The 13,705-nt window shown below is 65.5% G+C and carries 11 protein-coding genes; 4 read left to right on the forward strand and 7 right to left on the reverse strand.

All coding sequences use genetic code 11. The features are described 5' to 3' along the window. Positions 1-175: 175 nt before the first annotated feature. The 6 genes from clpB to ACZ4TW_RS23455 are packed head-to-tail and all read right to left on the reverse strand — an operon-like array spanning position 176 to position 6,922. A complete protein-coding gene (gene clpB, locus ACZ4TW_RS23430; RefSeq protein ID WP_465546858.1) occupies positions 176-2,806 on the reverse strand; it encodes an ATP-dependent chaperone ClpB in 2,631 nt (876 codons plus the stop codon). Next, on the reverse strand, positions 2,788-3,117 hold the full coding sequence (locus tag ACZ4TW_RS23435; RefSeq protein WP_465546860.1) for a chaperone modulator CbpM: 330 nt from the start codon (positions 3,115-3,117) through the stop codon (positions 2,788-2,790). The genes clpB and ACZ4TW_RS23435 overlap by 19 nt, the downstream gene beginning before the upstream one ends. Next, complete coding sequence (locus ACZ4TW_RS23440; protein WP_465546862.1) at positions 3,114-4,052, reverse strand: DnaJ C-terminal domain-containing protein; 939 nt, start codon at positions 4,050-4,052, stop codon at positions 3,114-3,116. The genes ACZ4TW_RS23435 and ACZ4TW_RS23440 overlap by 4 nt, the downstream gene beginning before the upstream one ends. 6 nt (positions 4,053-4,058) lie before the next feature. After that, on the reverse strand, positions 4,059-4,583 hold the full coding sequence (locus ACZ4TW_RS23445; protein WP_125053511.1) for a nucleotide exchange factor GrpE: 525 nt from the start codon (positions 4,581-4,583) through the stop codon (positions 4,059-4,061). An 8-nt stretch (positions 4,584-4,591) separates the two neighbouring features. After that, positions 4,592-6,472 carry a molecular chaperone DnaK gene (gene dnaK / locus ACZ4TW_RS23450; RefSeq protein WP_465546865.1) on the reverse strand — a complete coding sequence of 627 codons (1,881 nt, stop codon included), beginning with the start codon at positions 6,470-6,472 and terminating at the stop codon, positions 4,592-4,594. Positions 6,473-6,475: 3 nt separating this feature from the next. Next, a complete protein-coding gene (locus tag ACZ4TW_RS23455; protein WP_006551058.1) occupies positions 6,476-6,922 on the reverse strand; it encodes a general stress protein in 447 nt (148 codons plus the stop codon). 783 nt (positions 6,923-7,705) lie between these two features. Between ACZ4TW_RS23455 and ACZ4TW_RS23460 the strand changes: the two genes are divergently transcribed. From ACZ4TW_RS23460 to ACZ4TW_RS23475, 4 genes are all read left to right on the forward strand, one after another. Beyond that, positions 7,706-8,995, forward strand: a complete 1,290-nt coding sequence (locus ACZ4TW_RS23460; protein ID WP_082937994.1) for an ISL3 family transposase — start codon at positions 7,706-7,708, stop codon at positions 8,993-8,995. A 527-nt stretch (positions 8,996-9,522) separates the two neighbouring features. Beyond that, a complete protein-coding gene (locus tag ACZ4TW_RS23465) occupies positions 9,523-10,614 on the forward strand; it encodes a hypothetical protein (RefSeq protein WP_003941566.1) in 1,092 nt (363 codons plus the stop codon). A 76-nt stretch (positions 10,615-10,690) separates the two neighbouring features. Beyond that, positions 10,691-11,368, forward strand: coding sequence for a transposase (locus ACZ4TW_RS23470; RefSeq protein WP_238592575.1), 678 nt, complete (start codon positions 10,691-10,693; stop codon positions 11,366-11,368). 309 nt (positions 11,369-11,677) lie between these two features. After that, positions 11,678-12,658: a S1C family serine protease gene (locus ACZ4TW_RS23475; RefSeq protein ID WP_465546868.1), complete on the forward strand. Its 981-nt coding sequence runs from the start codon at positions 11,678-11,680 to the stop codon at positions 12,656-12,658. 184 nt (positions 12,659-12,842) lie between these two features. On the opposite strand, the gene ACZ4TW_RS23480 is transcribed toward ACZ4TW_RS23475, so the two are convergent. Beyond that, a complete protein-coding gene (locus tag ACZ4TW_RS23480; RefSeq protein WP_465546870.1) occupies positions 12,843-13,544 on the reverse strand; it encodes a transposase in 702 nt (233 codons plus the stop codon). Positions 13,545-13,705 lie beyond the last annotated feature (161 nt).

Genomic DNA, 13,705 nt, shown 5'->3' on the forward strand with positions numbered 1-13,705 from the left:
CAAGTGGATGCGACGCGCGGATATCGATGAGGGCCGCAGCCCTGGTGTGAGCGCGACCGAGTCCGCTGAACTGCGTGAGGCCCGTAAGCGGATCCTGGCCTTGTCGCCCGTGCGATTGTCCTCGATTGCAATCTCTTCGAGATGCTTGTCGCCGATCCCATGACGACACCCCTTCTCAGGCCGCGATGGCGGGTTCCGTATATGCGACGGACAGTTCGCCGTCATCGACCGTGACATCGATGGTGCCGCCCGGTTCGATTTCGCCGCGCAACAGCGCACGACCGATCTTGGTCTCGACCTCATGGGCGATATACCTGCGCAGGGGTCGTGCACCGTAGACCGGGTCGAAACCGTGTTCGGCGATGAGCCGGCGTGCTTCCGGCGTGATATTCAAGTGTATCTGTCTCTCCGACAACCTGTTCCGAAGATCGGCGAGCTGCAGCTCGACGATATGTTCGATCTGGGGCAGCGTGAGCGGGGTGAACAACACGATGTCGTCGACCCGGTTGAGGAACTCGGGACGGAAGTGCCCGCGCAGTTCCGCCAGCACCCGCGCCCGGGCGTCCGGCTTGATCTCGCCGTCCGCTGTGACTCCCTCGAGGAGATGCTGGGATCCGATGTTCGAGGTCATGATGATCACCGTGTTCCGGAAATCGACCTGCCTGCCTTGAGAATCGGTGATCCGGCCGTCATCGAGCACCTGCAGCAGGGTATTGAAGACGTCGGCATGGGCCTTCTCGATCTCGTCGAAGAGCACCACGGAGTACGGCTTGCGACGCACCGCCTCAGTGAGCTGACCCCCCTCGTCATACCCGACGTACCCGGGGGGCGCACCGATGAGCCTACTCACCGTGTGCCGCTCCTGGTACTCGCTCATATCCAGGCGCACCATGTTGTCTTCGCTGTCGAAGAGGGCACTGGCCAGCGTCTTTGCGAGCTCGGTCTTCCCCACACCTGTCGGTCCCAGGAAGATGAACGAACCGATCGGCCGGCGCGGATCACGGATGCCGGACCTCGCCCGGATCACCGCGTCTGCGACCAGTTGCACCGCCTCGTCCTGACCGACGACCCTCTCGTGCAGGATCTCGTCGAGCTTCAACAGCTTCTCCCGCTCACCTTCCTGCAGTCGAGCGACCGGGATACCAGTCCATGCGGCCACGATCTCTGCGATCTCGTCTTCGGTGACCACCTCGCGCAGCAACGGATTCCGGCCCTGCCTGGTAGCCAATTGCTCCTCCGCCGCCTCGAGCCTGCGCTCCAGCGCGGTGATCTCGCCGTACCGCAACTCGGCGGCCCGATTGAGGTCGTAATTGCGTTCGGCCTCCTCGGCCTCGTGTCGCAATCGTTCCAAATCTCCTCGCAGCTCCTGCACCCGACGGATCGCTTGGCGCTCCGCCTCCCACTGAGCGTGCCGGGCGTCGGCCTCGGCCCGCAGATCGGCCAGCTCCTTACGCAACTCCTCGAGGCGCGCTTTGCTGGCCGCGTCCGTTTCCTTGGACAGCGCGGCCTCTTCGATCTCCAGCCGGGTCACCTTCCGGGTGAGCTCGTCGAGTTCGGCGGGCATCGAATCGATTTCGGTTCGTAGCCGGGCGCACGCTTCATCTACCAGGTCGATCGCCTTGTCCGGAAGGAAACGGTCGGTGATGTACCGGTGCGAGAGGGTCACGGCGGCCACCAGTGCGCCGTCCTGGATCTTCACGCCGTGAAACACCTCGAGGCGTTCTCGAAGTCCGCGCAGAATCGAGATTGCATCCTCGGCACTGGGCTCGTCGACGAGCACGGTCTGGAATCGACGCTCCAATGCTGCATCGGATTCGATGTGCTTGCGATACTCGTCGAGAGTGGTGGCACCGATCATGTGCAGTTCGCCGCGGGCGAGCATCGGTTTGAGCATGTTGCCGGCGTCGAGAGATCCCTCGCCGCCGACCGATCCTGCGCCGACGACGGTGTGTAACTCGTCGACGAACAACAGGATGCGCCCCTCGGCCGCTTTCACCTCGGACAGCACCGCCTGCAGCCGTTCCTCGAACTCGCCGCGGTACTTCGCACCGGCCACCAGGGAACCCATGTCGAGCGAGAAGATCGTCTTGTCGCGCAGGCCCTCGGGCACGTCGCCGCGGACGATCCGCTGGGCGAGTCCCTCGACGATCGCGGTCTTGCCGACGCCGGGGTCGCCGATCAGCACCGGATTGTTCTTCGTCTTCCGGCTCAGGATCTGCGTTACCCTGCGGATCTCGGCATCTCGCCCGATGACCGGATCGAGTTTGCCTGCCCGCCCCTCGGAGACGAGGTCGCGTCCGTACTTCTCCAGCGCCTCGTACGCCCCCTCCGGGGTGGCCGAGGTGACGCGCTGGTTGCCGCGCACTGTGGTCAAGGCGGCGAGGAAGGTCTCTCGTGTGACCCCATGACTGGTGAGAACCCGTCCGGCCGCACTGGTCGACCCCTCCTCGGAGAGGGCCATCACGAGATGCTCCACCGACACGTAGGAATCCTTGAGTCGTTTCGCCTCCCGTTCCGCGGCGTCGAGCAGCTTGGCCAGGCGCTGGGTGATCGTCACCTGACCGGGTGTCGCACCGGGGCCGCTGACCTTCGGCCTACGCGACAGTTCACGTTCCAGATCGGATCGCAGGGCATCGACGTTCGCACCGGCCTGCTCGAGCAGTCGGGGTACCAACCCTTCCTGCTGATCGACCAACGCGAGCAGCAGGTGCTCTCCGTCGACCTCGGTGTGACCCATTCTGGTCGCGACGTTCTGGGCTTCCTGCAGGGCTTCTCGTGACTTTTCAGTCAGGCTGCCGGTGTCCATGGGGGTGTCCTCCTTCTGCGGGAAGCTGCTTCGAGTTTCTCGATTCGATCCAGCAGATCGAGCACGAGCCCGATTGCCGAGTAGTTCAGGCCCAGGCCGGTCCGCAGCCGTTGGATGCGGGCAGCGTGGGCCACTGCTGACGGTTCGAACAATATTTCGCCGCCGGGGTCGCGGCGTGCGTCGATCAGGCCGAGAGCCACAAGCTTTCGTGCCAGGTCGGGGTGCAGCCCGGTACGTTCGGCGAAGGCATCTGGCGACAATCCGGCACGGCGAACCAATATGTACTGGGTGCCCGGGGTCGGGGTGCTCATGGCTGTTTCCTCGGATCGAAGTTCGATTCGGCGGCCAACTGTTCGAACAGCTCGCGTTCACGTGCTGTCGGTTTCGGCGGCACCATCACCTTGATTTCGGCGTAGAGGTTGCCGTTGGCGCCCCGCGGATTGGGCATTCCTTCTCCGCGCAGGCGAAGCTTCCGTCCCGTCGACGAGCCCGGCACCACTTTGACTTTCGCCTCGCCACCCGGGGTGGGAACGACGACGGTCGACCCGAGGACCGCCTCCCATGGCGATACGGGCAGGTCGACGTAGATGTCCCGGCCCTGGACGCGGAACCGGGGATGCGGCTTGATCCGCACCACGAGGTACAGATCCCCGGGCGGCGCGTCGCCGTTGCCCCGGCCTCCTTGCCCGGCCAACCGGATTCGCTGGCCGTCCAGGACACCGGCCGGAATGTCGACGTCATACTGCCGTCCGTCCAGACGGAGAGTGCGTTTTCCGCCCCGATACGCCTCTTCCAGGGGCAGTTCCAGTTCCGCTTCCTGATCGGCGCCGGGAATCGGCCCGTACCCGCCACCGCCGCCGAACATCTGCCCGAAGAGGTCCTCGAAGTCGACGCCGCCCTCGCCACCGACACCGCGACCGAAGTGCACCCTTCTGCCCCCGCCCCCACCGCCGTACCCGCCGCCGCCGAACCCGCCGCCGTACCCACCGGCGCTTGCCCGGACCCGTTCGTCGTAGTCCTCGGGCACACGCCGGAAGTCGTCACCGAATCGGTCGTAGCGTTTCCGGGTGTCCGGGTCGGACAACACCTGGTAGGCCTCATTGGCCTCCTTGAACCTGTCCTCCGCAGTGGGGTCCTTGTTCACGTCGGGGTGATACTTGCGGGCCAACTTGCGGTAGGCCTGCTGGATTTCGTCGGTGCCGGCGCCCCGAGAAACCCCGAGCACTTCGTAGTAGTCACGCGCCATCGGTGCTCACCCCTCGGGGCGGCTGACGACCACCGCGGCGGGACGCAACTGCCGCCCGTCCTCTCCATAACCCGGGCGCAAGACCTCGACCACGGTCCCGGAGGGAAGGTCGGGTCGGGTTACCACACTGACCACTTCATGGAGCTCCGGAGAGAACGGCACACCGACCTCGTCGTGGCGCTCGAAGCCGAACCGTGACAGCACCTGCACCGCCTGATCCCGGATCGCCTTCACACCCTCGACGACGGCCTGAGGATCGCTGCCCGCATGGGCCAGCGCAAGCTCCAAATTGTCCAGGACAGGCAGCCACGCCGCCGAAACCTTCGCCACCTCCGCGGCGCGTTCACGATCCAGATCCTTGGCATACCGCTTGCGCAGGTTGTCCAGATCTGCGAGGGCCCTGCGCCAACGGTCCTCGAGTTGAGCCAACTCGGCCCCCGTGTCGGTGCGATCAGGCGCCGTCTCGGTCTGATCCCCGTCGGTACCGTCGGTAGCCGGCTCGGTCGTCGAATGATCAGCAGACCTCTCCATCAGGTGCCTCAGCTCCGATCGAACTCGGCGTCGATCACGTCGTCATCATCCGACGACGCAGCCTCTGCGCCGCCGGCCTGGTGTCCGTCGCCGCCGTCCTGGACCGGCGCGAGCCCGTAGAGCAGCTGCTGGAGCTCCGAGGTCAGGGGCTCTACCTCCGCGGGTGAAGCACCGTCTTTGACCGCCTTCCTGGCGTCGGCGATCAGCATCTCGGCCCGCGCCTTCTCATGCGGCGGGGCACTGTCACCGAGTTCGGCGAGTCGCCGCTCCACTTGATACGCAACCGAATCGAGCCCGTTGCGTGCGTCGACCGCCTTGCGCAGCGCCTCGTCCTCACCCCGGTTCCGTTCGGCCTCCGCCAACATGCGCTCGACCTCACCCTGATCCAGGTTGCCCTGCTCACTGATCGTGATGCTCTGCTCCTTGCCGGTATCCTTGTCGCGGGCGGTGACGTTCAGGATGCCGTTGGCGTCGATATCGAAAATGACTTCCACCTGGGCCTCGCCACGTGGCGCGGGGCGGATGTCTTCCAGCCGGAACCGGCCCAGCACCCGGTTGTCGGCAGCCCGTTCGCGTTCGCCCTGCAACACCACGACGTCCACGGCGGACTGATTGTCTTCCGCCGTGGAGAACACTTCGCTGCGCCGGGCCGGGATCGTCGTGTTCCGCTCGATGATCTTCGTCATCACGCCGCCCTGCGTCTCGACGCCGAGGGACAGCGGGGTGACATCGAGCAACAACACATCGGAAACCTCGCCTTTGAGCACGCCCGCCTGGACTGCGGCACCGAGCGCCACGACCTCGTCCGGGTTGACGCCCATGTGGGGGTCCTTACCGCCGGTGAGCCGGCGAACCAGCGCCTGCACCGCCGGAATACGTGTCGAACCACCGACCAGGATCACCTCGTCGATGTCGTTGGCGGTGACCTTGGCGTCACTCATCGCCTGCTTCACGGGGTCGAGGCAGCGTTCCACCAGATCCGCCGTCAAATCCTCGAACTTCGATCGCATGATCGTGGTGGTGAGGTGCTTGGGACCGTTCGCGTCAGCGGTGACGAAGGGCAAGTTGACCTGGGCCTGTGTCACCGAGGACAACTCGACCTTGGCTTTCTCCGCGGCCTCGAAGAGGCGCTGCAATGCCTGCGCATCCTTGCGCAGATCGATATTCTCCGCACGCTGGAATTCGTCGGCGAGGTAGTCCACCAGGCGTCGGTCGAAGTCGTCGCCGCCGAGGTGGGAGTCGCCGGCCGTCGAGCGAACCTCGACCACTCCCTCGCCGACATCGAGCAGACTCACATCGAAGGTGCCGCCGCCGAGGTCGAAGACCAGTACGGTCTCGTGGGTCTGCTTGTCCATGCCGTACGCCAGTGCCGCAGCGGTCGGCTCGTTGATGATCCGCAGAACCTCGAGGCCAGCGATCCGGCCGGCGTCTTTGGTGGCGTTGCGCTGCGCGTCGTTGAAGTAGGCCGGAACGGTGATGACCGCTTCCTTGACCTTCTCACCGAGGAACTTGCTCGCGTCGTCGACGAGCTTGCGCAGCACGAGGGCACTGATCTCCTCCGGCGCGTACTTCTTTCCCCGCACGTCGAATCGGGCCTCACCATTGTCACCCGGCACGACGTCGAAGCTGACCGCTTTGGCCTCCTCGGAGATCTCGTCGTAATGACGTCCGATGAAGCGTTTCGCCGAGTAGATCGTGCCCTTCGGATTCAAGATCGCCTGCCGTCGGGCAAGCTGACCCACCAGGCGCTCGCCGCTCTCGGTGAACGCCACCACCGACGGCGTCGTCCGCGCTCCCTCGACATTGGAGATCACCACCGGCTCGCCGCCTTGCCAGCTTGCGATGACCGAGTTGGTGGTGCCCAGGTCTATACCCACAGCAGTCGCCATGACTCATTCCTTTCGATCGGTCCGGCCGGTGAGCAAGCGGACGGCTTCGTCCGCGACCTCGACATCGGCGAGGACTTCGTAGTGACGTGGTTGTAATGACTGGATTGAGGTGAAGTCGCGCCGGCCGCCCTGCAGCGCATACATGAGCAGGCCGAGCAGAGCGCCCACAACGGCGCCGAATACCAACCCGTAGAAGGCGAGCGCGAGGCCCGTGAGCAGCGGCTGGACCCAATCGAGTAACCCGAAGATCCAGCCGAACAGCGCACCCGTCAGCGCGCCCGCGGCGGCGCCGCGCAGAGCGGCCCAGCCGTAGTTCAATCGGCCGACGATCTGCTCGACCAGCTCGATGTCGCGACCGACGATGGCCAGTTTGTCTACCGTGAAATGCTGGTCGGAGAGGTAGTCGACGGCGCTCTCGGCGTCGGCATAGGTGTCGAATGTCGCAATCACCTGGCGAGCAGGTGGGTGTGGACTTACGGCGGAGGTTCCGCCACTGGACTCTGACATCACGCCCCCTCGGGGTCGATGTTGTGGGGTTTCGCCGAGCCTGTGCGTACCGTACCGGCCCGGCCCTCGGTCAACCGGTTGGGCTCACGAACGGCCCAACCGCAATGCGAGTTCTTCATCCGCCTTCGGGCGGTCAACACAATTCGCCTATCGACAGTCCTGGCTTGCAATCACTGAAATGACGCTAACCCTTGTCGGGGGTCGACGCAAATTCGCCTATCGGGCGTCGACAATAGAGGCGCAATGGCGTCCATACCTGCCCTGGGCATAGATGTCCGCCGGAACCCGCTCGAGGCGACCGGTACACGCAACTCCGGGTACCGGCCACTACTGCGGTGCGTCCACGAGTAGAACTCCCGATGCAGTCATCTTCGCAGCCGACGCGGTGAGTGGCAAGGCCCGCACAAGTCGAAAGCGGGAAGCGAATTCCGCAATGACAGTACAGTCGCTGACACGCTGGCAATAGCCGTTCCTTCATGCTCACGTACAGGAGCAGGTGCTCGATGGCGGAACGACAAGTTCCTGGCGCCGAGAGAAACCGGCGGGAGAAATCCATTTTCCAAACGGTCGGTTTATCCATCCACTGGAGCCATGCCCACCGGATTCCACTGGGCGGCAACCGAATCGGGCTCTTCGCGCTTGAGCGGGGTGCCCGGTAGTTGATGGGGCTCGTGGCCCCGACATGCTGTTGGTCTCTCACAACGCGACAACAGCGAGGCCACGAGCATGAACGAGGGTACGTCAGTGCTGCTCGGGCTGGAGGACGAGTTCACCGTCCTGCAGCTCGAACGAATCGATGCCGACACGGTGCGTGTCGTCATCGAGGTCATCGACCCGGAGGGCGCCTGCCCCGAGTGCGGGGTGCTCACCTCAAGGATCAAGGAGCGGCCACTGGTTCGAGTCAAGGACTTGCCTGCCTCCGGCCAAAGAACCGATCTGTGGTGGCTCAAACGGCGCTTGGTGTGCCGCGAACCGGCCTGTGGGACAGCGACATTCACGCAGCAGTCCCGCGCTGTGCCGGCACGGTCGCGGCTCACGACCCGGCTACGAGAGAAGATCGGTTCGGCGATCGCGTCGGGCAACCGCGCCGTCAGCGAGGTCGCTAGCGAGTACCAGGTGGCGTGGTCGACCGCGCACCGGGCGCTCATCGCACTGGCCAACCAGTGGCTGCCCGAGCCGGAACCCACCCGCGTGCTCGGCATCGACGAGACCCGCGCCCGGTCGGTGCGCTGGGTGCTCGAAGAGGCCGGCTGGACACGGTCGAACCCGTGGATGACCTCGTTCGTCAACGCCGACCCCACCCTGCCCGGGCACCTTCTCGGGCTGCCCCCGGGACGCTCCGGGGCGTGCGTGATCGACTGGCTCGCGCTGCAGACACCCGCGTTCCGGGCCGGCATCGACCTGGTCGTGATCGACCCGTCCGCGCCGTACGCGGGCGGGATCCGCACCGCCCTGCCGGACGCGCGGATCGCAGTCGACAAGTGGCATCTCGTCGCCCTCGCCAACCTCATGGTCACCCAGGTCCGTCAACGGATCACCCGGCAACTGCACGGCCGCCGCGGCACCGCCACCGACAAAGTCTGGGCCAGCCGACAACTGCTGCTCACCGGCTACGAGCACCTCACCGTGAAGCAAAAGGCCCGGTTCAACGCCGCCCTCGCCGCCGAGGATCCGACCAACGAGATCGCCGCCGCGCATGCCGTCAAGGAACGCCTGCGCCTGCTGCTGGCCGAACACCAGCCGCACCAGATCCGGCGCAGGCTGTACGACTTCTACGACGCCGCCGCCCGCGCCGACATGGAGGAAACCAGCCGCCTGGCGACCACGATCGACACCTGGTGGCCAGCGGTGCTCGTCGCGCTCACCGAGGACGTGACCAACGCCCGCACCGAGGGCTTCAACCGGATCATCAAGCAAACCAAGCGTGTCGGATGCGGCTTCACCAACATGGACAACTACCGAAGGCGCATCATGGTCCACATCGCCCTCACCCGAGGGCAGAGACCAGCAGCATGAAATCAGCACACGCCCCGCTCAAATGCGGAGAGCCATTTATCTCTGCAGTAAACGCCCGGCCCGTCTTCGGCGCCTCGTGCCACACATGCCTTCCCGCTCGGGTTGCGGCGGGCCATAATTCGCCTTTCACGTGCCCGGCTTGCCGTCTTCGGAGCTGGGCCTTGACACCCCTGCACCGGGTACCCCCGCATCAGTACCGCACCTGCCGCTGGGCAGTCGATGCATCACCTGTCCGAACGGAATCGACCGGCCCCACGCTGATCACTGCTCCCACACCGCCGAAGCACTTCAACCGATCCGTCACTGCAGCATCATCGAGAAGCCGTCCTCGACACCGGCAGGTCCCGGGCCCGCTGGCTGTGATGTCTTCGCGCTGGCGGCGTCGGCGGGGAGAGGATTTCGCAGTGAGCAGCACCGCTCTCTCCGGGATCGAGGCGACCACCGAATCCGGCCCGCGGTGCTGCACGAAACCTTGGGGCTCCATCGAGCCAGTGGCAATCGGCCCGTGGTTGCCTCACCATGGAGCGGTGACTGCTAAGCGTTGCCGATCCACCGCCGATCCTGCCGAACCCCTTTCCGATGCCGAGCTGCTCATCGGCCTGGTGGTCTCACCATCCCTGAGTGCGATGCTCGGCCCCGAGGTCACCACCTCGGTGCGCAAGATTTTGGTGCAGCGGTATCCGGGAGTGCGCTGGCAACTGAAGATGGCCGAAGACCGGCTGGTCGATCCACCCACCGAGACCTTGGACCTGCTGGAGGCGGCCCGAAACCGCGTGCTGGAGGAGAACTGGGATTTGGCCGTGGTGCTCACCGAGATCCCCCTGAAGACCGGCCGACGTCCGGTGCTCACCCAGCTCAGCCCCGTGCACGGGGTAGGACTGGTCTCCGTCCCAACCCTGGGAGCCGTGCACGTGCGGCAGAAGGTGCAAGAGACCACCGTGCACGTGGTCGGGCAGCTCCTGGGCTACGACGCCGAAGACCTCAACGCCCAGCGGGATCTTGCTCGAAGAGCCCACCAGCTGTCCACCGATCTCGACGAACGCCCGGACGACAACGTCGTGCAGTTCACGGCCCGAGTGCTGAGCGGCAACGTGCGGTTGCTGCTGGGCATGATCCGCGCCAACCAGCCTTGGGCCTTCGTGGCCCGGCTCTCCCGGGCGATGGTCGTGGCAGCGGCCACCGGCATGCTGACATTGGTGGCCTCGGACCTATGGGTACTGGCCATGGCCTACGGGCCGGTGCGCCTGGTCCTGCTGGCGGTGATGGCGATCGGGGCGGTGAGTGCCACCCTGATCCTGGGAGCCGACTTGTGGGAGCGCCCACGGCGGCGAGCCCAACGTGAGCAGGTGATCCTGTTCAATTTGGCCACCACCGCGACCGTGGCCATCGGGGTTGTGGTGTTCTACCTCGGCTTATTCATCCTGTCCTGGGTCGGCGCGCTGCTGCTCATCGACGAGCAGGTACTGGCCGGTGTCGCCGGTCACCCAGTGAACGCTTTGGACTACGCGAAGATCAGCTGGCTCACCGCCAGCCTGGCCACCGTGGGCGGAGCACTAGGAGCTGGACTGGAGGACGACGATGTGGTGCGCGCCGCTGCCTACACCCGGTCCAGCACCTGACACAGCCCCAGCACAGAAGAAACTGAAACATCTACGCGTTGATGCCACGTCTATGCAGGTGTCATTGCCGGTCGCGATGACTTGGTGGGCTCAGCGCAGTGCGCTGCCTCGTACTCGGCGGGTGGGGCGTTGCCGAGGCGGGTGTGCGGGCGGGCGCTGTTGTACCTGTCGATCCGGGATCCGCACCGCCCTGCCGGACGCGCGGATCGCAGTCGACAAGTGGCATCTCGTCGCCCTCGCCAACCTCATGGTCACCCAGGTCCGTCAACGGATCACCCGGCAACTGCACGGCCGCCGCGGCACCGCCACCGACAAAGTCTGGGCCAGCCGGCAACTGCTGCTCACCGGCTACGAGCACCTCACCGTGAAGCAAAAGGCCCGGTTCAACGCCGCCCTCGCCGCCGAGGATCCGACCAACGAGATCGCCGCCGCGCATGCCGTCAAGGAACGCCTGCGCCTGCTGCTGGCCGAACACCAGCCGCACCAGATCCGGCGCAGGCTGTACGACTTCTACGACGACGCCGCCCGCGCCGACATGGAGGAAACCAGCCGCCTGGCGACCACGATCGACACCTGGTGGCCAGCGGTGCTCGTCGCGCTCACCGAGGACGTGACCAACGCCCGCACCGAGGGCTTCAACCGGATCATCAAGCAAACCAAGCGTGTCGGATGCGGCTTCACCAACATGGACAACTACCGAAGGCGCATCATGGTCCACATCGCCCTCACCCGAGGGCAGAGACCAGCAGCATGAAATCAGCACACGCCCCGCTCAAATGCGGAGAGCCCCGAATCGGAGACGCTCCAGATTAGAATTGTATGAAAAAGTTGGCAGCGCAACAAGATACGAAGCATCTTGGCTCTCAGTGGTGGAGCATGCGCGCTGCCGTTCGTCGATGCCGGTTGCCTGGGTGCATCGAAGCGGTTCGGTGACCGGTCTCGGGCGCCGCCGGGGGTATGTTGATCGGGTGGGCCCGCTCGCGGCAGGTGCAAGTAGGAGACCGATTCCTCACGGAGGCGGTGGCTGATGCGCGTACCGTCGACCGTACGTTCCTCGATCTGGGTGCCGCTGGTCGCGACCGTGGTCCTCCTCCTCGCGGGATGCGGCGCCTCGGCTCCCACCACCTCGACGCCCTCAGCGGGACCTGCCGTAGACCTGCCGGCACTGGTCCGGCAGGTGGAGGCCTCGGTCGTCACCGTGCTTACCGGGTCCGGCGTGGGCAGCGGCATCGTCTACAAGACCGACGGCACCGTCGTCACCAACGCCCACGTGGTCGAGGGTGCCCGGCAGGTGAGTGTGGCCTTCGCGGACGGGCAACAGGTGTCCGCGAACGTGCGGGCCGTCGATCGTGTGACCGACGTCGCGGTCCTTCAAGCGGACCGCACGGATCTGACTGCGGCGACGTTCGAGACAGCGTTGCCAGAGGTCGGCGCGCTCGCCGTAGTCGTGGGCAGTCCGCTGGGGTTCGAGGCCACGGTCACCTCGGGCATCATCTCAGGATTGCACCGTCAGATCCCCGGGTCGGCTTCCACCGGGGCGCCGCTGGTTGACCTGATCCAGACCGACGCCGCGATCTCGCCGGGTAACTCCGGGGGTGCCCTGATCGACGGACAAGGGCGGGTCGTGGGGATGAGCCAGGCCTACATTCCCCCGTCGGCGGGTGCGGTGGCTCTGGGCTTCGCCATCCCCGCGGCGAATGTCGTCGACGTCGCAGACCAACTGCTGGCCTCGGGAACTGCCCAGCATGCGTACGTCGGCATTCAGCCCGGCACGCTGAGCCCGCAGATCGCCGAACAACTGGCAGTCGACCGCACCAGCGGTGCCGTCGTCCTCGAGGTCGTCCCGCTCGGTCCGGCTGCGACGGCGGGTATCCGGCCGGGCGATGTCATCACCGCGGTCAACGGCCACGACATCGAGTCGGCGGAGGACTTCATCGCGGCGCTCCGTGCCCTCGACCCGGGCGATCGAGTCGATTTGACCGTGCTCCGCGGTGGCGAGACCCAGCAGATCTCGGTCACAGTGACAGACCGCCCCGCCAGCTGAACGACTATTCCAAGAACGACCAAAACGGGGCGGGCGGGATCTGTGTTGCGGGCGGTCCGGCCCGCAGCGTTGCGGGTATCGCAGGCGTTGAGCAGCATTACCGTCCGCGTGTCCTTGGGACACAAAATTGGGAATACCAACTTCAACTTCGGGTCAGCCACGAACTGGGTGGACTGTCCTGTGCTCATCGGATTTGCTGACGCTCCTGATGGGCGCCGAGGGTGACGAGGGCCTCGATGCCGACTTTGTCGGCGGCGAGGTCGCAGAAGGCCTCGAATCGGGTCGTCGCGGCCGTCCTGTCGTATCGGGAGGTGGGATCGTCGATGTCGGTGGCCTCGGCCAGCGCGGTCAGATACCGCTGGGCCGTGCACAGGTCGTCGTTGGCCTCGATTACGGTGGCGTCGCGCAAGTCGTGCCGGCAGAACGGACGCACCTTCCGATCGGCGCTCTCGCGCGGACACCGTTGGGGGCAGTGCCATGGCGGGCCGTGGCTGCCGAGCCAGGTGGTGTCGGAGAATGGCACCTGCCCGCAACCGGGACACCGGGTCTGCAACCGCAGTCGGTGCCGCAGGCAGATCGGAAGCAACGGGTGCGCCCATTGCCTCTGCCAGATGCAGTCCGGCTCGGCGAGACACCGTGGACAAAACCGGGACCCGCTGAAGTGGTGCCGGATCCGCTTACGGGCCTCACGCAGTTCAGCGGACTCGGTCGCGCTCACACCAGGGCTGCGGCCCTCATCGATATCCGCGCGTCGCATCCACTTGTGCAACGTCATCGGATGCACACCGAAGTCCTTGGCGACCTGCTCGATCGTGACACCTTCGCCACGATCACGAGCCACCCGGACCACATCGTCACGGAACTCCTGGGGGTACGGCTTAGGCACAGCTACATCCTTCCCGACCGCCCGAAGGCAAGCCAGATCAGATGTCACCTATCCGTGCAGCAGTCCCGCTCGGCTCAAGAAGTTGGTCGCCAACCAGGCCCTCGATATCGACATGCTCAAGGAGATTTCGTCGGGAAACTTCTGACCCCGAACCGCAAGCG

The sequence above is a fragment of the Agromyces sp. NPDC029043 genome, assembly GCF_055564615.1.